This window comes from Arthrobacter sp. GW460-12-1-14-TSB2 (genome assembly GCF_059423525.1).
The window spans coordinates 116,124-137,529 of record NZ_JBWKYC010000005.1 but is presented as its reverse complement, the minus strand read 5'-3'; the positions used below and the strand labels follow the sequence as shown (position 1 = coordinate 137,529).

Here is a 21,406-nt window from a genome sequence, read left to right as displayed (position 1 = left end):
TCCTGAATTTCGGATTCTTTGAATCGTTTCATTGTTACGATTCAAAGTACTCTTGAAGTCGAGTAGGTGTCAAGCAATTGTCAGTGGATGAAAACCGTTTATCCGGGAATGCCGTTTCGCTCGCAAGGGAACCCGCACCGGGCAAGGACAATTGGCGCGAGGGGTGTGATCCGGGCGTTTGCACACGCGGCCCCGCACGAGAGAGCTTGGAGAAACATGTCACGGTCAGCCAGCATCAAGGATGTTGCGAACCATGCCCGCGTAGCGGTGGGCACGGTTTCCAATGTCCTGAACTACCCGGACCGGGTGTCACAGCGGACCAAGGACCGGGTTCTGCAGGCCATCGACGAGCTCGGGTTCGTCCGCAACGACGCTGCCCGCCAGCTCCGGGCCGGGCACAGCCGCACCATCGGCCTGATCGTGCTCGACGTCGGCAACCCGTTCTTCACTTCCGTGGTCCGCGCCGCCGAGGATGCCGCCGCCCTGCAGGGAAGCGCCGTCCTGCTCGGAGACAGCGGGCATGATGCGAGCCGCGAGTCGAACTACATCGACCTCTTCCAGGAACAGCGGGTCCAGGGCCTGCTCATCTCGCCGGTGGGCGATGTCACCGACCGCCTCGACCAGTTGCGCGAACGCGGCGTGCCCACCGTCCTGGTGGACCGGCTGGCCGACGAGTCCAGGTACAGTTCCGTTTCCGTTGACGACGACGCCGGCGGCTACCTTGCGGCGCGGCACCTGCTGGACATCGGCCGCCGTCGGCTGGCTTTCGTGGGAGGCCCGACGTCGATACGCCAGGTGGCGGACCGCCTCCAGGGGGCGCAACGCGCCGTCGCCGAGGTTCCGGACGCTTCCTTGGAAGTGTTGGATTCCGCCGGGCAAACGGTCCTGGCGGGCCGCGGCGTGGGCGACCAACTGGTCCGCCGCAGCGCCGGCGAACTTCCGGACGGAGTGTTCTGCGCCAATGACCTGCTCGCCCTCGGCGTGATGCAGTCACTCACCATGCTCCACACGCTGCGGATTCCGGAAGACATCGCCCTGATCGGCTACGACGACATCGACTTCGCCGTGTCCGCCGTGGTGCCGCTCTCGTCCATCCGCCAGCCCACGGACGCACTCGGCCGGACCGCCATCGAGCTGCTGGCCGAGGAAGTGGACGCCATGGGATCCGCCTCGGACCGACCCCACCACCGTGCCGTGATCTTCACTCCTGAACTGGTGGTGCGGCAAAGCACGGCGGGTGCCACCACCCCGGACTAGGCGCGCCGGGAGGACGCTCAGACCCTTGTCTACGATACCCCTTGGGGGTATCTTGAACTATGCCGTTGCGCTCCTTTTTCCGCCGCACCCGTTCAGCGCCGGGCCGGACGCTGCCCCACGGAAATCGACGACGGCGGGCATTCCGGATCGCCGTCGCGGCGGTGTTGACGATCATGGGTTTGCTGGTGGCCTCCACAGCGGCGAATCTCGTCCTGGAAGGGACTGAACGCTCGAATGCCGTGGCGTACGGGGAGAAAGTCCGGATCGACCAGGGCACCATCAATGTCTCCCGTTCCGGGGAAACCGGTCCGACGATCGTGCTGCTCAGCGGGCTGGGCACGCCCGCCCCGGTGCTGGACTTCGCTCCGCTGGTGCGGGAACTGACAGGTTTCCGGGTGGTGGCGGTGGAGGGTTTCGGCTACGGCTACAGCGACATGACCGCCCGGCCCCGGACCATCGAGAACATGAGCGAGGAACTTCATACCGTGCTGTCCACTCTCGCCGTCGACCGCCCGTACATCCTTGCCGGGCATTCGATAGCAGGCTTTACCACCCTGTACTACGCCAACAAGTACCCTGCGGAAGTGTCTGCCGTTATCGGCATCGACCCCTCGGTGCCCGCCGGCATGGCCTCCGAACAAGATCCCGCCCACACCGATGCGCCGGCCGCAGGCAACTTCTGGGAACGGCTTCCTTCGACCACCGGCCTGGTCCGCTGGGCCGCGGCGTTGGGCCTGGCAGACCCGGCAGGCGACAACTACACGCCGGAAGAACGCGAGCAGATGCGCATGCTGGCCAGCTGGAACTACGGCAACGGGGCGCTGACCGACGAAACGAACCGGGTGGCCGAGAACGCGGCGAAGCTCCGAACGCTCAGCTACCCAGGCCACGTTCCCGTCCTTGAGTTCCTGTCCCGGGAAACGATCGACCAGCAGCCGGAATGGCTGGGCTCCCACGAACGCCAGCTGCAGAATGTGGCGCGCCACGAGCTGGTCATCCTCGACGGGAACCACTACCTGCACTGGACGCAGTCCAAGGCCATGGCGACGAAAATAGCCGAATTCCTGAAACCGGCCGGCACCGTTCCCTGACCATCCGCGGTCCAATCGTGCGCCGGATCATCAGTTCGGGAGGGGCTACCAGTACCCGTATCAAGAGGCCCTCCCGCCGGGGATCCACTTCCTGTTGTATGGGCATAAACAACGAAAGGGAACACCCATGGCTACCTGGCTCATCACAGGATGCTCCACCGGACTCGGCCGCGCCCTCGCCCAGTCCGTGCTCGCCCGCGGCCACAACGCGGTCGTCACCGCGCGCAACGCCTCCACGCTGCAGGACATCGCGGCTGCTTACCCCGACACAGCCCTGGCCCTCCCCCTTGACGTCACCGACACAGCGCAGATCAGCTCAGTGGTGCAGCAGGCACGGACGCGGTTCGGCGGCGTCGACGTGCTGGTCAACAATGCCGGCTACGGCTACCGCGCCGCCGTTGAGGAAGCGGACGACGCCGACATCCGGGAATTGTTCGACACCAACGTTTTCGGCGCCGTCGACATGATCAAGGCAGTCCTCCCGGACATGCGGGCCAAAAGGGCCGGGCACATCCTGAACATCTCCTCCATCGGAGCGCGGATCAAGCCGGCCGGCTCCGGATACTATTCGGCCACCAAGGCGGCCCTGGAGGGCCTGTCCGGTTCGCTCCACAAGGAACTGCAGCCGCTCGGCATCAACGTCACCGTCATCGAGCCCGGCGCGTTCCGGACTGACTTCGCCGGCCGCTCCCTCACCCAGTCCGCGACGGCCATCGCGGACTATGCGGAGACGGCCGGGAAGCGACGCAAGGAGAACGACACGGTCCACGGCACCCAGCCCGGCGACCCGGCGAAGGCCGCCGAGGCCATCATGGCGATCGCCGAAAGCGCGACCCCGCCGTCCCTCCTGGTTCTCGGCCAGGACGCGTTCAACGCCTTTGGCGCCGTCGCCCAGGCAGAGCGCGCGGAACTGGACGAATGGCGGGATCTCAGCATCAACACGAGCATCGAAGGCTAGAGCTTCTCCACCGTGAGGTTCCGGTAGGCGGCACGTAGCGGCGCCATCTGCCGGAACCCGAGATAGCCCCCGCCCAGCACCTTGTCCGAGGAATCGGTCCATTCGAAGAGGGGCAGCCCGTTGATGGAGAACGCCACGCGCGGGCCATCCTTCAACAGTTCCATGCGGTAGAAATCCCGGGCGTCCTCCGCCGGCGGCAGCGGGTCCGCGCCCTGGGCCACCAATTCGAAGCCGGCACTTTTCCGCAGGTTGCAGGTCCGGAAGGCCCGCTCGGACTCGTACTTGTGCCGGAAGTAGGACACATGGAGGGCATCGATGTCACCCGAGTGGTATTGCGGGTAGAAGCCCGTGCGCCGGGCGAGTCCAGCCGAAAACAGGTCCTGCCCGCCGTGACCCGTCGCCGAAAAGAACAGCATGGCCAGCCCCGGCTCCGCCAGGGGCAGGAACTCCCAGCTGATCCGGATGCCGTCCGGGAACTCCACCGGACACCAGAAGGTCCAGTGCGCGTGGTCCCCGAACTCTTGATCGTCCAGTGCGCCGGAAAGCTCCAGGGCACTCCCCGTGCTGCCCTGCCGGAGCGGCCCCTCGGCCACCCAGCCGGACACGTCCGCCGGACCGGCAAGCGGGTTGCCGTAAAGCAGTTCCGTACTGGCCGGGTCCGTCCTGACCGGGCCCGTCGTGAGCCGCGGCGCGCCCACTCAGCCCCGTCCCGCCGTCGTGAGTCCCGCCGTCGTGAGTCCCGCCGTCGTGCTCGTTTGCGAGCCCGGCAGGGCATCCGGTCCGAAGCCGAGGACCCCGAGCTGGCCGGCCACTTCGCCGGCGACCAGGGAGGCACCGTACTCGGAGAAGTGCGTGTTGTCGGCCAGTCCGTCAGCCCAGTGGGCGTGCCCGCCGGGACCGAAATGGCAGAACAGCGACTTCGATTCCTCGACGCCCAGCCCCGGGTAGAGCGCGCGGGTCCAGGCGTTGAGGTCGACGACGGCGAGGTGCAGTTCGAGCGCGATCTCACGGACCACTTCGGGATAGTCCTCCAGGCTGTCTTCCAGGGTGCCGTCCGCCAGGAAGTGCCGGCGCTCCACCGACGTGCAGAGCACCGGCACCGCCCCGAGCGCCTGCACCTCCGCCACCATCCGGCGCAGGTTTGCCGCGTACCCCGTCCTCGCGGCCAGATGGGGGCGTTTCTGGTCGTTGTGGCCGAACTGGATGAGCACCAGGCTGCCCTCCTCCGCTGTGTCCAGGAGCTGGCCCCAGAGCCCCTCTTCAACGAAGGACTCCGTGCTGGCACCGCCTTTCGCGAAGTTGTGCACGGCAGCCCAGGGGTGGACGTACCGGGGCAGCTGCGCGCCCCAGCCGCTCATGGGGTACTCGTGGGTGGGACAGTTGGCCACAGTGGAATCACCGGCGAGCAGTATTTTCATGCTGTTCTTTCTGTTGGGGCGTCCTGGAGGTGCTCGCTCAGCCCTTGACGGAGCCGATGAGCATGCCTTTGGCGAAGTGTTTCTGTAGGAAGGGGTAGAAGATCAGGATGGGCAGGGTGGCCACCACGATCACTGCGAATTTGATGCCCTGTTCGGGCGGGATGTAGTTCGGGTCCACGTTGCCGGCGCCCAGGAGGTCGGACGAGGCGGTGACCTGGCGCAGGTACATCTGCAGGGTCCATTTGGAGTTGTCGGACAGGTACAGCAGGGGCGACATGAAGTCGTTCCAGATGCCCACGGCGTAGAAGAGCGCGAACGTGGCCAGCACGGGTTTGGACAGCGGCAGCAGGATCCGCCAGAGGATTCCGATTTCCGTGGCGCCGTCCATCTTGGCGGACTCTTCCAGCTCGGCGGGGAGTTCCTGGAAAAAGTTCTTGATGATGATCAGGCTGAACGGGTTGATGGCTGCCGGCAGGATCAGCGCCCAGTAGCTGTTGAGCAGGCCGAGGTCCTTGATCAGCAGGAAGGTGGGGATCATGCCGCCGGAGAACACCATGGCGAAGACCACCAGGGACAGGATCAGCTGGCGGCCGCGGAGGTTCCGCTTGGCCAGCGGGTAGGCCATGGTGACCGTGAGGATGAGCTGGACCACGGTGCCCGCTGCCGTGACCAGCACGGTGGTGACAAGCGCCCGGATGAACGCGGGCGTGGAGAAGATGTACTCATAGGCTCCCAGGCTGAACTGCTCCGGCCAGACGAAGAAGGCCCGGCGGGTGATTTCCGCTTCGGTGGCAAAGGAGCCGGCGAACACGTAGACGAACGGCAGCAGTGTCAGGACGCCGATCAGGGCCAGGAAGACGTAGTTGGCGGCGTCGAAGATCCGGCCGCCGGTGGTGTTGTGAATCTTCATTAGAACAGTCCGCTCTGGTTGAACCGCTTGGCCAGGGCGTTGGTGCCGAAGATCAGCACGATGCCCACCAGGGACTTGAACAGGCCCACCGCGGTGGAATAGGAGTACGCGCCCTGGGTGATGCCCACGAAGTACACGTAGGTGTCGAAGACGTCGGCCACGTCGCGGTTGAGGGCGTTGGTCATGAGGTAGATCTGCTCGAAGCCGGTGTTTAGCATCTGCCCGATCGCCAGGATGAGCATCACGATGATGGTGGATCGGATCCCGGGCAGGGTGATGTGCCAGACCCTGCGGAACCTGCCGGCGCCGTCGATGATCGCGGCCTCATACTGGTCCTGGTCCACGGTTGCCAGGGCTGCCAGGAAGATGATGGTCCCCCAGCCGGTGTTCTTCCAGATCTCCTGGAGCACAATGAGCGGCCGGAACCAGGCGGGGTCGGACAGGAAGTCGATGTCCGTGCCAAGCACTGAGTTGATGAACAGGAACAGCGGCCCGAAGTCCAGGGCGAACAGCAGGAAGCTCAGCGACGCAACGATGGTCCAGGACAGGAAGTGCGGGATGTACACCAGGGTCTGGACCGTGCGCTTGAGGATGGAGAGGCGGACCTCGTTCAGCAGCAGGGCCAGCACGATGGTCAGCGGGAACGCGATGCCCAGGTTCAGGAATGCCAGGATCAGCGTGTTGCCCAGCAGGCGGCCGAAGTCCGGGTTGGAGAAGAAATCCTGGAAGTGCTGGAAGCCCACCCAGGGGCTGGCGTTGACGCCCAGGAACGGGACGTAGTCCTTGAACGCGATGGACACCCCGTACATCGGGGCGTACCGGAACACCGCAAAGTAGATGACGCCAGGCAACAGGAGCAGGTACAGCCACTTGTAATGCGCGAAGTGGACGGCGAAGCGGCGTCGCTGCCCCGGGGCAGGCGCTGGTGGCGGCGCCTGCTCCGGGGCTTTGACGTCCACGGTGGACGTTGTCACTTGCTCTCCTGCCAGAGCTTGTTGATCTCTTCCTGGACCTTGTCGCCGCCGCTGGTCTTCCACAGCTTGATGGCATCTTTCAGGCCCTGTTCGTCAGTCTGGCCGGCCAGGTACTTGATCCGGGCGTCAGCCACGATGTTGTCCAGCTGCGCGCCCTTGGCAACGTAGGTGGGCGAAACGAACGCCGCGGCCGGGTTGTAGACGGCGCTCTTCAGGTCCTCCGCCATGACCTCGACCCGCTTGTCGAAGACTTCCTGCTCGTAGGCCGAGGCCTGCTTGACGGGGTAGAAGTTGTTGCCCGTGACGTTGGTGCCCAGCTGCGCGTAGCTCTTGATGTCCGTGGCCACGGTCTTGCCTTCGGGGGTTTCGGGTTTGATGGTGGCTGCCTTGCCGTCCTCGACAGTGAAGTTGACGCCTTCGATGCCGTTGTTGAGGAGCGCGGCCACTTCCTTGGAGTTCATCTTGTCGAGGAACTGCAGAACGTTCTTCAGTTCAGCCTCGGTGCGGACGCTGGTCTTGGGCACGGCCAGGAAGCCGGAGTAGCCGTCGGTGGGATGCGTATGCAGTTCGCCGTCCGGGCCTTGGAGCCCTCCGACGAAGCCCACCTTGTTCTGGAAGTCGTTCGGGTTGGCCTGCTTGAACAGGTTGATCAGGACGCTGACGCGGGAGTCGACGTCGACGATGATGCCGCCCTTGCCGTTGAAGAACGGTTCGTTCCACTTGGTGCCGTCAAAGGTGGCAAAGTCCGGGTTGATGAGCTTCTCGTCCACCATCTTCTTGACGAAGCGGTTGGCTTCCAGGAACTCCTCGGTCTCGAAGCTCGGGATCAGTTTTCCGTCCCTTTCGGTCCACCGGTTGCCCGCGCCGTACCAGGTTTCAATCATGTCGTACGGACTGTTGGTGCCCAATGCCCCAAACTTGGGAACGGTGATGCCCCACGTGTCGTTCTGGCCGTTGCCGTCCGGGTCCTGTTCGGTGAACGCTTTGGCCACCTTGTACAGGTCCTCCGTGGTTTCGGGAGCCTTCAATCCGAGCTTGTCCAGCCAGTCCTGGCGGAACATGACGGCCGATCGGATGGGGTTGCGGGCACGGAAGACGCCGTAGACCTTGCCGTTGACGCTGGCGTTCTTCTCGACCTCCGGGAAGGTGGTCTTCAGGTTGGGGTACTCCTCCAGCTTGTCCGTGAGGTCCCAGAAGGCCCCGGCCTCGGCGTTCTTGACGAAGCCCGGGGACTTGCCCTGGACCACCATGACCTGCGGGATCTCGGAGGAGGCGAGCGTGATGTTCATCTTGTCTTCGTAGGACGCGTTCGGCGTCCAGGTGATGCTCACGTCCTTGCCGGTGAGCTCCTCCAGCTTCTGCTGCACGGCGCCGTCGGCGGACGGCGGCTGCGCCTCCAGGAACGGCGCCATGATGGTGATCTTCGAGGAATCCGCAGCCGGCGCTTCACCTCCGCTGCAAGCCGTGAGGGTCAAGGCGGTGGCGGTCACGACGGCGGCCGCCAGGCTGATTTTTCTACGGGTCATGATGTTTTCCTTTTCCACTTCTTCGGGGTCGGTTGGGTCAGTTTTTGGGGCTGATTCTGGAGTCAGATGGGTGTTCGGGAAGTCCGGGGCAACTTTTGATACGTTTCATTTGGTTGCCCGAAAAAGTTAGTAACGCTAAAGGCGGAGGACTCCACGCGGCAGATCCGGCGGCTCATGCGGGCGTCGGATGGCTCAGCCAAGGGGAGCTCCAGCCATTGCAGCCGGGAACCTGGCGGCCGCGGCAGCCTCGTCAACATTGCCGGCGACGGATTCGTCGTTCGCAGTGAAAAACCGGTCGCACAGCCAGCCGGTCACGTAGAGCCACGCTCCGACACTGAAGAACGGAATGAGACCCGGCACGGCCTGGCTGGCGAATAGCGCGACGGCAGTCACGAACAGCAGGATTGCCGTGCCTGCCAGGTGCCGGAGGGCAAACCGCGATGACATCAGGAGGTACTGCGGAAGCGGCAGCTCGTAGCGGGCAAACATGGGAAAGAGGTGGCAGGCGACGGCCGCCAGGAAGATTGCGGCCAGGAAAGCACCCGCCGCCATCAACTGCGACAGGAGGTCACCGGAGCGGGAGAAGTAATTCCAGTTCAGCGCCAGCGCCGCACCGGCCAACAGGACCGGCAGCATCAGGCCATTGGCACGGCCGAAGTTGCGTCCAAACTCCCCGGCGAATGAGCGGAGCAGCGGAGCAGCCTCGCCCCTGACCCTGCGGCGCACCAGGATCTGCGCCGCTGCCGTGGCAGGCCCTACCCCGAGGACGCCCAGCCCGGCGAGCGAGAACACCATCCACAGCAGATTCAAGCAGGCAATCCACAGCAGGGTATCGAAAAATGAGTACGCCTTGGCATTAAAACTTCCAGCCAGCACAGCCAGCCCCCTTCGGATCTCCATCGTTGCAGAAACGGGGGCCACAGTGGTCCACGTCACGTCAGTAAGCGGTTTCTCGAAAATCTAGACGCTTTTGAAGCGGCGGTCAAGGCACAATTTGAATCGTTACATATTCACCGGTGCCGGGTTAGACTGGTGGCGACAACAAGTTGGAAAGCGCTTACCAACAGCTGGAGTGGGACCCACGGCCTACTCTGAAAGCGACGGGCACGGGCCTGCGCCCGGCGAATTCCGCATCGACACCGACGTCAGACCCGGCCCTGGGAAAGGGAAATACCGGGAACAGAAGAGGAGAGCCATGGGCACCCTGTCCGAGCCCGTCCCGGAAGAACGCAAAATGCCCACCGAAGAACGCAAAACCACCTCCGCCTCGGCCAGGGTGGCACTCGTCGGCGTTCACGGCTTCGGCACCCACCACCTCCGCAACCTTGAAAGGCTCCAGCAAGGCGGAGCCGTCACCCTCGTGGCTGTCGCCGACCCGAATCCCCCGGCCGCCGGCGCGCTCCCTCCCGGGACCGCGGTGTTCGGCACCCTGGACGAACTCCTTGCAGCAACCCCTGCGCTGGACCTCGTCATTGTGGCCACTCCCATCCAGACGCACGCACCCCTGGCTCTCACCGCCCTTCCCCACGCCGACGTATACCTGGAGAAACCCCCGGTAGCATCGCTGGCCGATTTCACCCGGCTACAGGACGCCGCCGCAGCCGCCGGACGGAGTGTCCAGATCGGCTTCCAGAGCCTGGGCTCGCAGGCCCTGCAGGCCATCGAAGACCTGCTCGCGGCCGGGGAAATCGGCACCCTCCTGGGAATCTCCGCCACCGGCCGCTGGGTGCGCGACCGCGCGTACTACAAGCGGTCGCGCTGGGCGGGCAAGCGCAGCCTCGACGGTGTCGACGTCGTTGACGGCGTGGCTACCAACCCCCTGGCGCACGCCATCGCCACTGCCTTGCGGATAGCCGGCGCGCGGACCGCGGACGATCTCTCCTCGGTGGAAACGGACCTCTACCGCGCCAATGACATCGAGTCGGACGACACCTCCGTCATCCGGGTCCGCACCGCGTCCGGCCTTCCGATCACCTGCGCACTGACCCTCTGCGCCACGGAGTCCGTGGAACCGTACGTCACCCTGCAGGGCAGCGAAGGCACGGCAGTGTTCCACTACACCGAAGACCGCGTGACCGTCAGCACCGCCGCCGGCGAGCGCCACGAGGTGTTTGGCCGGGACGACCTCACCGAGAACCTGCTGGAGCACTTGCGGCACCGCCGCCTGCGGGACCTGCCGACGGGCGGGCAGTTGATCAGTTCCCTCGCGGACAGCGGAGCATTCATGCGCGTACTGGAGGCTATCCGCACCGCCGAGGCCCCTGCCCTGGTCCCGGACCGGTACCTCGACTGGGTAGGCCAGGGCGACTCCGCCCACGCCGTGATCACGGGCGTCGAAGATGCGCTGGAACGCGCGACGGCGGCGCACGCCACCTTCAGTGAACTCGGCCTGCCCTGGGCGCGGCCTTCCGCCGACGGTGCGGACACATTGTCACTTTCCACAGTGCCGCTCGTTACTGCCCGAACCGGTTCCGCCCTCGCGGCCCGTCTCTCGCCCCGCCCGTACCTGCATCCGGTGCGGTCGCTCGGCGGCGTCACTGTCACCGACCACCTGCCCGCGGACCACCCGTGGCACCTGGGCGCCGGCATCGCACTGCAGGATGTGAACGGCATCAATTTCTGGGGCGGCAAGACCTACACCCGCGCTGCCGGGCGGTACGAGGAACGCCCGGACCACGGCCGGATTGTGCTGCTCGCGGCAAGGTCAGAACCGCCATCACCGGGCGGCGACTCCCTCCACCAGGACCTGAGCTGGCAGGCACCGGACGGCAGCGAACTCCTCCGCGAGCGCCGCACCACCCGCGCCGGCAGAGTGGACCACCGCACCTGGCGGCTGGACCTGGCAACTGAACTGACCGCCGTCGTCGATGCGTCGCTGGGCGGTCCCGGGTCCAACGGTGCCGCGGGCAGCGGCTACGGCGGGTTCTTCTGGCGGTTGCCCGCGTGCTCCGCGGCGGACGTCTTCACGGCGGACCGGCAAGGTGAGGCGGCCGTCCACGGCTCCGTCTCGCCCTGGCTGGCCTGGACCGCGGAGTTCCCGGAGGGCGCGGCGAGCCTGGTGTTTGCCGCGCGGGCCGAGGCCCCCGATCCCTGGTTCGTCCGGCTGCACGGCTACCCGGGGGCGGGTTCGGCCCTTGCCTGGGACCGTCCGGTAATCCTCAGCGCGGGAGAATCCGTCCGGCGCTCCTTCACGGTGTGGATCGCCGACGGCGTGCTGACCCCCGCCGAGGCTGCCGCATTGGCTGCTGACAGGTGACGGGCCTTCTTGCCGCCGTCGGCCTTCTCACCGACGGGCTTGAAACCTGCCTGACGGCAGCGAGGCGCCCTCACTTCGGCTGGGCGCTCGAGGCCGGGAAAGGCAACGATCCGGCCTCCTGCTATCAAGGCGCCTACCAGCTCCGGCTCACCGACGCGGCCGGTACGCTGCTGTGGGACTCGGGCACCGTGGCCTCCGGCGAGCAGCACTACGTTCCCTACGGCGGTCCGGACCTCGCGCCGGACGCCGACTACCGCTGGGCCGTCCGTGTCCACGACGCCGCAGGCGTCCCCGGGCCCTGGTCCGCGCCGCAGGGTTTCAGCACGGGCCTCGACACTCCGGACTGGAATGCCGAATGGATCCGCCGGGCGCCCGGCGGCCGCGCTCCACTGGAAGTGCTCGACGGCGCCTTGCGGGTTGCCGGTTCGCCCTACCTCCCGCTCCCCTGCACGCCCGTCCGCCAGCTCCGGCTGGAGGCGCGCCTGAGGCCGGTGATGGGATGGGCGGGCCTGCTCCTGCGCACCACCGGCCCCGGTACCGGCCTGCTGCTGGAACTGAATTCCGCCGGGACCGTGGTTCTCCGGCGCGCGGCCCCGTGGGAGATCCCCTCCGCTTCAGTGCCCGCGACCGGGATCCTGGCCAGCGCCCACCAGGAACGCGACGTGAACATCAGCCAGGAACGGCTGCCCGGCAAGGACCTGGTCCCCGGCACATGGCAGGACCTGACAGTCACCGATGACGGACGCACCATCACGGTGACGCTCGACGGCGCGCACTTACTCAGCGTCGACGAGCCCGTCCCCGCCGGGTTCCGGGGAAGCCTTGCCCTGCACCAGGGCCCGCGGAGCCAGGCCGAATACGGCTCGATCGTGGTCACGGACGGTGCCGGGGCGGAGCTCAACTGCTGCACCGGCAGCCCGGCCGGCCAGTTTCTTGTTAACCACCGGTTCGATGCCGGAGCTGACCCCGTAAGTGCATGCCTCGCCGAGTGGACCCGCACCACAACCCACCGCCAGCCCGACGAGTGGACGCTGGCCCGAGCGGACGTACCGCTTTCCGGCAAGGTGGTGCGCGCCAGGCTGTTCGCCGCCGCCAGCCACCAGGCCGTGTTCAGCATCGGCACGGCATTCTCCGGCAGGGCAGTCCTGGAGACGTCGTCCTTCGGCTACCCGGGTGAGGGCTATTACGATGCCGCCGACGTCACCGCCCTGCTGCAGACCGGGGTCCGCAATGTGGTCCTTTCAGCCCGGGTGCACTGGTACGGGCCGGGTCAGGGCAGGGCTGCCGGAGTTCCCGGGTTCCTGGCCCAGCTCCACGTCGACTATGACGACGGCCGCCGCGAGGTGTTCGGCACAGGTCCCGGCTGGCAGGTGGCTGAAGGTCCGTACCGGCAGTCCGGTTACCGGAACGATGAAGGCGACCCGGTGGAGCATCTGGACGCCACTGCCCCGGGCGCTCACGCCACCGCCCCGGCCGTCTGGGAACCAGCCACGTCGCTCGGCAGGCACCCGGTCACCGACTTTCCCGCCGTACTCCCCCGGCGCACGTTCCTGGCCCGGACACCCGTCCGCGCGGCCAGGCTGCTGACCGCGCACGACGGTACAGTCGTGGCGGACTTCGGCCGCGTACTCCCCGCTCGGCCAACGGTGGACTTCGCCGACGGCCTGGCCGGCCGCACCGTGATGATCCGCGCCGGCTACACCCTGGGTCCGGACGGCCGGGTTGACCGCGGCAAGTCCGCCAGCCAGAACACCGATATGTCCTTCCCCTACACCCAGGTTTCCGGGCCGCAGCGCTATGAAGCCGCCGTGCATCTGGGGTTCCGGTACCTCGAAGTACCCGGGATTCCGGCGGGGGAAATCGCCGCGGTGAGCGGCGTCGTCGTACATTCCGAACATCCCGGAAGCGGTCAGTGGGAGGGCAGCTTCAGCAGTTCCGATCCGGCCCTTGACGCCGTGTTCACGCTGCTGCGGGACTCCGCGCTGTACGGCGTGCAGGAACAGTTCGTGGATACCCCCACCCGCGAAAAGGGCCAGTTCCTCGGCGACGCCGTCAACATCTCCTACGCCACCATGGCGCTCTTCGGCGAACGGAACCTGACGGCCCAGGCCTTGCGCGAGTTTGCGGCATCGGCCGGGCGGTACTGGTCCGACGGCGGCGAGCACGGCCGCTACAACGCTGTGTATCCCAACGGCGACGGCAAGCGCGACATCCCTGACTTCTCCCTGATGATGCCCGAATGGGTGGAGGACTACCACCGGAACAGCGGCGACACCGCGCTGGTGGAAGAGCTGCTGCCGGCCCTGCGCGCCACCGCCGGTTACGTCCTGCGCCACATCCCGGCAGAAGGCCCGACGGCGGGGCTCGTTACCTGCCTCGGCGGCGGCTCGGGCCCCTACCTCCACGGAATCGTGGATTGGCCGGCGCCCGGGCGGTTCGGCTACGACATGGAATGCGCCGCGAAAACCACGGTTAACGCCCAGGCTGTCTCCGTCCTGGATGCAGTGGCCGGGTTGTGCGAACTGACCGGTCGACGCCGGGAGGCCGCTGAGTACCGCGCGCACTCGGACGAGCTGTCCGCCGCCATCAACATCCGCCTGCGCGTGGACGGCGCGATGGTGGACGGACTGCACGCCAACGGCACGCCAAGCGGCCATGCCTCCCAGCACGCCACGTCCTTCCCGATGTCGCTGGGCATCACCCCGGAGATCTGGGTGGAGCGGGACGGCCGGCGGCTGGCCGGGATGGGAATGCGGCAGGGTCCCATGACTGTGCACCGGCTGGTGCGGGCGCTGCTCGCGGCGGGGATGGTGGACGAGGTGCTGGACCTGCTGACGAACCCCGGGCAGCCCGGCTGGGCCCGGCTGCTGGAATCCGGCGCCAGTTTCACGTGGGAAGCCTGGGAGCTGGACGAGGCCACGGATTACAGCCAGTCGCACGCGTGGTCCGCTTCCGTGATCCGGGAAATCCTTAGCCACGTGCTCGGCGTCCGGGTGGCAGACGGCGGAACTGAGGTCTGCATCCAGCCGCCGTCCTGCCGGCTGCAGCATGCCCGCGGGAGCGTCCCGCTCCAGCGGGGAATGGTTTCGGCCAGCTGGCGCCGCGGGGCCGCCGGAATGGAACTGAGCTGTACGGTGCCTGCCGGAGTCCGCACCGCCGTTGTGCTGCCGGCCGGCCGTTACGCGGTGGAGGGCCCGACGCCGGATGCCGCCGTCGTCGGGCCCTGCACGGGAACTGATCCCGTCACGTTCCGGATCGATCCGGGGACCTGGCTGTTCCGGCCGGAACAGCCAGCCGGAACAGCCAGATTTTAGCCCTGCCCGCTAGCTGAGTCCGCTCTTGATCTCCTCGATCGACTTCTTCGCGGCTTCCTCCGGGCTCAGCCGGCCGAAGTGGACCTCGGTGACGAAGCGGGTGAGGATTTCCGAGGCCGGGCTGGACCCTGCCGGCGGGACAACGGGGGCGTCGCCCACTTCATCCGCAATATCGTTGATGAAGGAAGCCGTGGCGGCGTCCGCCGGGCTTAGCTTCGACTGAATGGCGTCGCGCACCTCAGAGTTGCCGGGAATGCCGCGGTCAGCCAGCGCAATCTCGCCCGCCTCAACGCTGTTCGCCAGGAAATCGATGAACTGTTGCGCCTCTTTCGGGTGCTTGGTGCGCGAGCTCGCCGACCAGAGCTGGGACGCTTTGTAGTACTGCTGTGCCGACTTCGCGTCGCCGGCCGTGCTCGGCGGCCGCTTGATCTCCAGGGGCTGGCCGGAGGCCTTGGTCAGGGCACCCAGCTGGTTGGACCACAGCCAGCCCATGGCGAACTTGTTGGTAGCCAGGCCTGTCTGGTCCAGCGATGCGCTGGCCTCCTCAGTCATGACGGACGCGGGCGGTACCGACTTGGCGTCGCGAAGTCCGGCTTGGAACTCGAAGTAGGACGTGGCGTCAGCCTCCTCGAACCCCAGCTTCCCGTCCGGGGTGAAGAGGGACTTTCCGTGCTGCCGCAGCCAGAGGTTGAATGAGGCGTCTCCTGTGATGGGCCCGGACCCGAAAGTGCCCGTCTTGCCTTTGGCTGTGATGTCGGCAGCCGTCTTCTCGTAGTCCCGCCAGGTCCAGGACTGGTCGTCCGGCAGCGGCACGCCGCTGGCAGAGACCAGCGAGGGGTTGGCCAGCACCACCAGTGCATTCATTCCCGCCGTCACGGCAAACTGGCCGTCCGGTGTCTTCCCCGCGTCGGCCGCAGCCTTGTCGAATTTGGACAGGTCCACCTCCTTCAAGTCCAGCAACGCCCCGCGCTTGGCGTATTCACCCAGGTACTGGAGGTCCATCTGGATGACGTCCGGAGCCTGCTGAGAAGCCACCTGGGTGGCCAGCTTGTCCCAATAGCCGGACCAGTCCCCGTATTCGCCTTCAACCTTGATGTTGGGGTTCTCGGCCTCGAACGCGTCAATCAGCTTCTGGGTCATTTTGTGCCGGACATCCGATCCCCACCAGGTGAAGCGCAGCGTCACGGGGCCGCCGGCATCGGACTGGGCACCACCTCCGCAGCCGGAAAGGGTCAGCGCGAGGGCGGCTGCCACTGCCGCGATCTTGGGAGTCCGGGATTTCAGGGCGCGAAAAATCATTCGATGTCCTCTTCGACGGGTGGAGTGGGACGAGCGAGAAAGCGCTTTCTCATCTACCCTAAATGTGCTCCCGGTCACAGTCAATAAGGATGCGCTGCCGAGTTTCTGTCCGGCTCAAGGGACGTCGGCGGATGGTTAGCTCCGCGTTAGCTGGACAAAAACCCGGCGCCGGACCGCCGTCGGGCATTGAGCCACAGCAGCATCCCGATGACTGCAGCGGACAGCATCCCGAGGGCGCCGGTCACCACCAGGCCGGTCCTGACGCCGAACTCTTCCGTCAGCCAACCGGCCAGCAGCCCGCCGAGGGCGTGTCCGCCCAGCAGCAGCGGCAAGTACAGGGCAAGGACGCGGCCCCGGACGTCCGCGCCGGCCTCCAGCTGGACGGTGGTTGCCGCGCTGGTCAGGAAGAGCAGCGTCATCACCCCCACCAGCACCAGCATGGCCACAAACAGCTCCTGCGTCGGCATCAGGGCAGCCACCATCTGGGTCAGCCCGAACAGCCCCGCGCTCACCACTATTCCGCGGCGCCCCAGGGTGCGGAGCCGCGCCGCCAGCAACGCGCCGGCCAGGGCACCGCCGGCGCTGAAAGTATTGAACATGCCAAAGCCTGCGGCGCCGCTGTGCCAGACGTCGTTGGCGAACGCCGCAAGCACCACGGGTCCGTTCATGCCGAACGCGCCCAGGAGTCCGGCCAGCAGCATCACCAGCAGGAGGGAGTGCCGGTGGCGCACGTAGCGGAAGCCGGCCAGAACCTGCCCGCGCCCGCGAAGGGGCGGCTCGCTGGGGTGGAGCTGGGAGGTACGGGTGGCAGTGATCATGCCCAGTACCGCCAGGCACACCAGCGCGTTCGCGGCGAACGCGGCAGCCGAACCCGCCTTGGCGATCAGCAGGCCGCCGAGGGCGGGGCCCACCATCGCGCCGAGCTGGCCTATCGCGTTGTTCAGGCCGATCGCGGGACGCAGCGCGGCATCCCCCACCACCTCGTTGACGAACACCTGACGGGCAGGGCCATCAACGGCGGACGTAATGCCCAAAGCCACACAGCAGGCATAGACGGCCCAAACGGTGATCCCGCCGCCGGCATCCAGCACGGCGAGGGCCAGGGCCAGGACGGCGGTGACGGACTGGCAGATCAGCAGGATGCGGCGCTTCGGGAAGAGGTCGACCAGGACGCCGCTGAGGGGGCCCACCACCAGCATGGGCAGGAACTGGAGCGCCACCGCCACGCCCACGGCCGCGGGGCTTCCGGTCAGCTGGAGCACCAGCCAGTCCTGGGCAAGGCGCTGCATCCAGACGCCGGTGCTGCCGGCGAGCTGAATGGCGACGAACAGGCGGTAGTTGCGCTGCGCCAGCGGGTGGTACCAGCGCGGCGGCCGTTCTGAGCCTGGCGCGGGGGCTTGCGCAGAGGCCTGTTCGGGGGCTTGCGCAGAGGCCTGTTCGGGGGCTTGGAGGGACTCTTCGGACGGGTGGCGCTCGGAAGTCACGTCTGGCTCAACTCGGTTGTGAAGTGGACCTGCTGGGACGAAATAGTGCTATGCGCGCGCCGAGCGCATCTTGACTGCGGCCGAGGCCAGGATAAGGGTGCCCGGCACCACGACAAACAGGGCGGCCAGCATCCAGACGAACACCACCGCGGCAAAGAGGGCGGCGGCCAGCAGGAGGGAGCCGCTCCAGTCCCGCAGCGAGAGTGCTTTGGCGGCATCAAGGGCGGACGGCCAGCCCCGGCCTGGCGCCGGGCCGCCCGCAAAGTCTGACCACGCTGCGGCAGTGCGCAGCAGCAGGATGGCTCCTGCGGCCGCCAGGATGACCGTGGCCGGCAGGACCACCGAACTCCCCGGCAGCTGCCCGACTATTGCGAGCAGGAGGTTCAGGACAATCACGACGGCGGCTGCCGCCGTCGTGATTCCCAGCTTCCAGCTGCCCGGCAGGGCCGAGCGGAACGTGCCCCAGAGGGAACGGAGCGAGTCATCCCTTCCGGAGAGGTGCCGTTCGAGGTGGGCGATGCCCGCGGCGTAGGCGGCCGGGATGGTGACCAGCGGAATGGACAGCACCAGCACCAGTACTCCGGCCAGCAGGGTCTCGGAAAACAGTGCGAAGCGGTTGACCGGGATCGGTTCCTCGCGGCCGGACGCGGGTGTGGTGCTGTCCACGCCGTCAGCCCTTAAGGCCCTGGGTGGAGACGCCTTCGACGATGTAGCGCTGGAAGACGAGGAAGAAGATCAGCACCGGCAGCAGGGCGAGGACGGACATGGCGATCATGGCTCCGTAGTCCGAGCTCTGGGTCTGGTCCACGAAGAGGCGCAGGGCCAGTGGCAGCGGGTACTTCTCCGGGGTGTTCAGGTAGAGGAGCGGGCCCAGGAAGTCGTTCCAGCTCCAGATGAAGGAGAAGATCGACGTTGAGATCAGGGCCGGTTTCATCAGGGGCAGCATGATGGAGGTGAAGATCCGGACGTGGCCTGCGCCGTCGATGCGTGCCGCTTCATCGAGTTCGGCCGGGAGGTTCCGCATGAACTGGACCATGAGGAAGACGAAGAACGCGTCGGCGGCGAGGAACTTGCCGATCAGCAGCGGGATGTAGGTGTCCACGAGGCCCAGCTGCTGGAACACGATGTACTGCGGGATGATCACGACGTGGAACGGCAGGAGCAGGGTGGCGATCATCATGCCGAAGAGCACGCTGCGGCCCGGGAACTTGATCCGCGCGAACGCGTAGGCCGAGACGCTGGCCGAGAGGATGGTTCCCACCACCGCGCCGATGGCCAGGACCAGGGAGTTGGTAAAGAATTGCAGGGTGGAGACCCCGCCGATCCCGTCCATGGCGGTGACGAAGTTATCGAAGCTGAAGTTTTCCGACCACAGCGACGTGTTCGCGCCACCGATCTCGGAGTTCGGCTTGAACGAGGAGGCGATCATCCACAGTGCGGGGTAGAGCACCACACCGGTCAGGGTGAGGGCGAGGATGTGGAAGATGACGCTCTTGGCGCGCTTGCCACCCGCGGACTCGGACTTCGGGTTGTACACGGGCGCCGGGGCTTGTGCTGCCGGCTTGATGGGTTTCGGCTGTGTGGGGGTTGCCATGGTTGTCATTTTGCATCACCGCTGTAGTGGACCCAGGATTTGGAGGTTTTGAAGAAGATCAGCGTGATGATGCCGACGACGATCACCAGGAGCCAGGCCATCGCCGAGGCGTAGCCCATCCGGAAGTCGCTGAAACCGCGCAGGTAGAGGTAGAGGGTGTAGAAGAGGGTGGAGCCGGCCGGGCCGCCTTCACCGTTGGAGATGATGTAGGCCGAGGCGAAGATCTGGAAAGCGTGGATGGTCTCCATCAGCAGGTTGAAGAAGATCACCGGGGAAAGCATGGGCCAGGTGATGTTGAAGAACTTCCGGACCGGACCCGCTCCGTCCATGGACGCCGCTTCGTAGAGGTCTGCCGGGATCTGCTTGAGGCCGGCCAGGAAGATGACCATCGGGGCGCCGAACTGCCAGACGGTCAGCAGGATCATCATCGGCATGGTCATGGAGGGGTTGCCCACCCAGCCGCCGAGGTTGATGCCGAAGAAGGACAGGCCCTGGTCCACCGGTCCGGAATCGCCGAACATCGCCTTCCACACGATCGCGATGGAAACGGAAGCGCCGATCAGGGACGGGGCGTAGAACGCTGACCGGTAGAAGCCCTGTCCCTTGCGCTTGCTGTTCAGGAGCATGGCGACAGCGAGTGCGGCCGCGAGCTTGAGCGGGGTGCCGAAGACGACGTAGGACAGGGTTACGCCCACGGACTGCAGGAACCGTTCGTCCTGGAACAGGGTGGTGTAGTTGTCCAGCCCGATCCACTTGGGCGGGTCGAAGAGGTTGTAGTTGGTGAAGGAGAGGTAGAGCGAGGAAATCATGGGCCCGACAGTGAGGGCGATGAATCCCAGCAGCCAGGGCAGCAGGAAGGTGTAGCCGGCGCGGGCATCCGCACCCCGCTGCCGCGATTTGCGCGGCAGCGGCGGCGTGGACGACGTCGAACGCCTGTTCAGGGTTGGGCTTTGAGTCATGTCTATTCCGTCAGTTGCGAATGCCTGGATCAGGAATTCTGCTTGATGAGGTCTTCGGCTTCCTTGAACCAGGCATCGGCTGCACCATCGACGGTCACCTTGCCGAAGTTCAGGTCGGAGCTGATGCGCTTGAAGGAGGTTTCCAGCGTGCCGAAACCGACGATGGGCGGCTCAGGGGCGTCCTTGAGGTACTTTTCGATGGACTTCTCGTAGTCGACAACGAGCTTGTCCGTGCCCTCGAAGGTGGTTCCGTCGCGCTGGGTCTTCGACGCCGGGACGCCGCGGGAGGTCTTGAAGATCTGGCCGACCTCGGGGTCGTTGACCATAAAGTCGATGAACCGCGCGGCGGCGTCCTTGTACTTGGTCTTGGCACTGGCAACCATCAGCATCGAGGGCTTGAGGAAGAGGCCCAGGTTGTCCTTGTCATCGGAGGGAACCGGGACAAGCTTGAGTTCCTTGGCGCCGCTGTCTCCAAGGTAGGCGGCCATGAAGTTGTCCCAGGTGGATTCGGTGGCGGAGACGTTGGAGCCGAACGGCGACTTCGGGGCGAGCTGGGTGACGCGTTCCTCGGAAACGATGGCAGGAGTGCCGCGGAGAGCCGCTGTCTGGTTCCACCACTTCTTGAGGTCGTCCTTGCTGAAGCCGAGCTTGCCGTCCTCGGTGAAGGCTTCGATGTTGTTCTGGCGCAGCCAGATGTTGAACATCCACCAGATGCCCGTGTAGTCCGTGCCGCCGAAGAGAGCGCCGTTGCTTTTTGCCCCGACCTCGGCCAGGAAGGCGTTGTACTCCTCGTAGGTCCAGGTGCCGTCCGGTTCCGCGATACCCAGGGACGCGAGCTTGGCCGGATCGTAGTAGACGGCGAAGGCGTTGGTGCTGGTGGGAATGCCGTAGGTCTTGCCGCGGATCTGGCCGGAGGGCAGCAGCGACTTATCGAAGGCGTCCGTGTTGATCTTGACGGTCCCGAGGTCCAGGAGCTGGTTGCGCTGGCCGTAGTCCCGCAGGTAGGAAAGGTCCCACTGCATCACGTCCGGCAGGCCGCCGCCGGCGGCCTCGGTGGCCCGCTTCTGCCAGTACCCGGCGAAGTCGGTGAAGTTTCCGTTGACCTTGATGTCCGGGTTCTTCGACTCGAACAGTGCAATCGCCTTGCGGGTGCGCTCCGCGCGGTCGTCGTTGCCCCACCAGGTGTAGTTGATGGTGACCGGGTTCGACGCGGAACCAGTCTGCGCCGGAGCGGGCTGTCCGCAGGCCGCCAGGACAGCGGCAGATGCGGTGCCCAGTGCCACGGTGGTGAGGAAATTCCGTCTGTTGATCATAAGAGCCTCCTTGCTCGGTTGTGTAAGCGCGATTCCCTGTGATTCTCTACAAC

General features: G+C 66.1%; 17 protein-coding genes. 5 read left to right on the top strand and 12 right to left on the bottom strand.

Features of this window, described 5'->3' with window-relative positions; translation table 11 throughout:
* The first annotated feature begins 216 nt into the window (after positions 1-216).
* From AC07YR_RS09370 to AC07YR_RS09360, 3 genes are all read left to right on the top strand, one after another.
* Complete coding sequence (locus AC07YR_RS09370) at positions 217-1,257, top strand: LacI family DNA-binding transcriptional regulator (RefSeq protein WP_494733800.1); 1,041 nt, start codon at positions 217-219, stop codon at positions 1,255-1,257.
* Positions 1,258-1,442: 185 nt separating this feature from the next.
* Entirely contained in the window at positions 1,443-2,348 is a 906-nt protein-coding gene (locus AC07YR_RS09365; RefSeq protein ID WP_494733799.1) for an alpha/beta fold hydrolase, read from the top strand.
* A gap of 127 nt (positions 2,349-2,475) precedes the next feature.
* A complete protein-coding gene (locus tag AC07YR_RS09360; protein ID WP_494733798.1) occupies positions 2,476-3,306 on the top strand; it encodes an oxidoreductase in 831 nt (276 codons plus the stop codon).
* Here AC07YR_RS09360 and AC07YR_RS09355 read toward each other — a convergent pair.
* The 6 genes from AC07YR_RS09355 to AC07YR_RS09330 all read right to left on the bottom strand — a co-directional run bounded on the left by AC07YR_RS09355 (position 3,303) and on the right by AC07YR_RS09330 (position 9,070).
* Positions 3,303-4,004, bottom strand: coding sequence for a DUF1961 family protein (locus tag AC07YR_RS09355; protein ID WP_494733797.1), 702 nt, complete (start codon positions 4,002-4,004; stop codon positions 3,303-3,305). The two genes, AC07YR_RS09360 and AC07YR_RS09355, sit on opposite strands and share 4 nt — an antisense overlap.
* A complete protein-coding gene (locus AC07YR_RS09350) occupies positions 4,005-4,724 on the bottom strand; it encodes a rhamnogalacturonan acetylesterase (protein WP_494733796.1) in 720 nt (239 codons plus the stop codon). It abuts the gene before it with no gap.
* A gap of 37 nt (positions 4,725-4,761) precedes the next feature.
* Complete coding sequence (locus tag AC07YR_RS09345) at positions 4,762-5,634, bottom strand: carbohydrate ABC transporter permease (RefSeq protein ID WP_494733795.1); 873 nt, start codon at positions 5,632-5,634, stop codon at positions 4,762-4,764.
* Positions 5,634-6,608, bottom strand: a complete 975-nt coding sequence (locus AC07YR_RS09340; protein ID WP_494733794.1) for an ABC transporter permease — start codon at positions 6,606-6,608, stop codon at positions 5,634-5,636. Before AC07YR_RS09340 ends, AC07YR_RS09345 begins: the two co-directional genes overlap by 1 nt.
* Positions 6,605-8,134 carry an extracellular solute-binding protein gene (locus tag AC07YR_RS09335; RefSeq protein ID WP_494733793.1) on the bottom strand — a complete coding sequence of 510 codons (1,530 nt, stop codon included), beginning with the start codon at positions 8,132-8,134 and terminating at the stop codon, positions 6,605-6,607. Before AC07YR_RS09335 ends, AC07YR_RS09340 begins: the two co-directional genes overlap by 4 nt.
* Before the next feature lie 192 nt (positions 8,135-8,326).
* Complete coding sequence (locus AC07YR_RS09330) at positions 8,327-9,070, bottom strand: YesL family protein (protein ID WP_494733792.1); 744 nt, start codon at positions 9,068-9,070, stop codon at positions 8,327-8,329.
* Positions 9,071-9,329: 259 nt separating this feature from the next.
* Here AC07YR_RS09330 and AC07YR_RS09325 point away from each other — a divergent pair, with 259 nt between their 5' ends.
* Together AC07YR_RS09325 and AC07YR_RS09320 are read left to right on the top strand one after the other, a co-directional pair.
* Positions 9,330-11,390 carry a DUF6807 family protein gene (locus tag AC07YR_RS09325; RefSeq protein WP_494733791.1) on the top strand — a complete coding sequence of 687 codons (2,061 nt, stop codon included), beginning with the start codon at positions 9,330-9,332 and terminating at the stop codon, positions 11,388-11,390.
* Positions 11,387-14,704 carry a family 78 glycoside hydrolase catalytic domain gene (locus AC07YR_RS09320; RefSeq protein ID WP_494733790.1) on the top strand — a complete coding sequence of 1,106 codons (3,318 nt, stop codon included), beginning with the start codon at positions 11,387-11,389 and terminating at the stop codon, positions 14,702-14,704. The genes AC07YR_RS09325 and AC07YR_RS09320 overlap by 4 nt, the downstream gene beginning before the upstream one ends.
* Before the next feature lie 9 nt (positions 14,705-14,713).
* Here AC07YR_RS09320 and AC07YR_RS09315 read toward each other — a convergent pair whose 3' ends face one another.
* The 6 genes from AC07YR_RS09315 to AC07YR_RS09290 form a co-directional block, all read right to left on the bottom strand.
* Positions 14,714-16,003, bottom strand: a complete 1,290-nt coding sequence (locus AC07YR_RS09315; protein WP_494733789.1) for an ABC transporter substrate-binding protein — start codon at positions 16,001-16,003, stop codon at positions 14,714-14,716.
* Positions 16,004-16,149: 146 nt separating this feature from the next.
* On the bottom strand, positions 16,150-17,487 hold the full coding sequence (locus AC07YR_RS09310) for an MFS transporter (RefSeq protein WP_494733788.1): 1,338 nt from the start codon (positions 17,485-17,487) through the stop codon (positions 16,150-16,152).
* Positions 17,488-17,535: 48 nt separating this feature from the next.
* Positions 17,536-18,153, bottom strand: a complete 618-nt coding sequence (locus tag AC07YR_RS09305) for a Poxvirus protein I5 (protein ID WP_494733787.1) — start codon at positions 18,151-18,153, stop codon at positions 17,536-17,538.
* 4 nt (positions 18,154-18,157) lie between these two features.
* Positions 18,158-19,090: a carbohydrate ABC transporter permease gene (locus tag AC07YR_RS09300; protein WP_494733786.1), complete on the bottom strand. Its 933-nt coding sequence runs from the start codon at positions 19,088-19,090 to the stop codon at positions 18,158-18,160.
* Positions 19,087-20,040: a carbohydrate ABC transporter permease gene (locus tag AC07YR_RS09295; protein ID WP_055804832.1), complete on the bottom strand. Its 954-nt coding sequence runs from the start codon at positions 20,038-20,040 to the stop codon at positions 19,087-19,089. The genes AC07YR_RS09300 and AC07YR_RS09295 overlap by 4 nt, the downstream gene beginning before the upstream one ends.
* A 29-nt stretch (positions 20,041-20,069) precedes the next feature.
* Positions 20,070-21,353, bottom strand: coding sequence for an ABC transporter substrate-binding protein (locus AC07YR_RS09290; protein WP_494733785.1), 1,284 nt, complete (start codon positions 21,351-21,353; stop codon positions 20,070-20,072).
* Between the last annotated feature and the right edge of the window lie 53 nt (positions 21,354-21,406).

What these genes read in the sequence shown, in the direction of transcription:
- AC07YR_RS09295 (WP_055804832.1), bottom strand. Translation starts at nt 20,040, where the DNA reads ATGACTCAAAGCCCAACCCTGAACAGGCGTTCGACGTCGTCCACGCCG.
- AC07YR_RS09315 (WP_494733789.1), bottom strand. Translation starts at nt 16,003, where the DNA reads ATGATTTTTCGCGCCCTGAAATCCCGGACTCCCAAGATCGCGGCAGTG.
- AC07YR_RS09345 (WP_494733795.1), bottom strand. Translation starts at nt 5,634, where the DNA reads ATGAAGATTCACAACACCACCGGCGGCCGGATCTTCGACGCCGCCAAC.
- AC07YR_RS09360 (WP_494733798.1), top strand. Translation starts at nt 2,476, where the DNA reads ATGGCTACCTGGCTCATCACAGGATGCTCCACCGGACTCGGCCGCGCC.
- AC07YR_RS09335 (WP_494733793.1), bottom strand. Translation starts at nt 8,134, where the DNA reads ATGACCCGTAGAAAAATCAGCCTGGCGGCCGCCGTCGTGACCGCCACC.
- AC07YR_RS09325 (WP_494733791.1), top strand. Translation starts at nt 9,330, where the DNA reads ATGGGCACCCTGTCCGAGCCCGTCCCGGAAGAACGCAAAATGCCCACC.
- AC07YR_RS09290 (WP_494733785.1), bottom strand. Translation starts at nt 21,353, where the DNA reads ATGATCAACAGACGGAATTTCCTCACCACCGTGGCACTGGGCACCGCA.
- AC07YR_RS09370 (WP_494733800.1), top strand. Translation starts at nt 217, where the DNA reads ATGTCACGGTCAGCCAGCATCAAGGATGTTGCGAACCATGCCCGCGTA.
- AC07YR_RS09350 (WP_494733796.1), bottom strand. Translation starts at nt 4,724, where the DNA reads ATGAAAATACTGCTCGCCGGTGATTCCACTGTGGCCAACTGTCCCACC.
- AC07YR_RS09300 (WP_494733786.1), bottom strand. Translation starts at nt 19,090, where the DNA reads ATGACAACCATGGCAACCCCCACACAGCCGAAACCCATCAAGCCGGCA.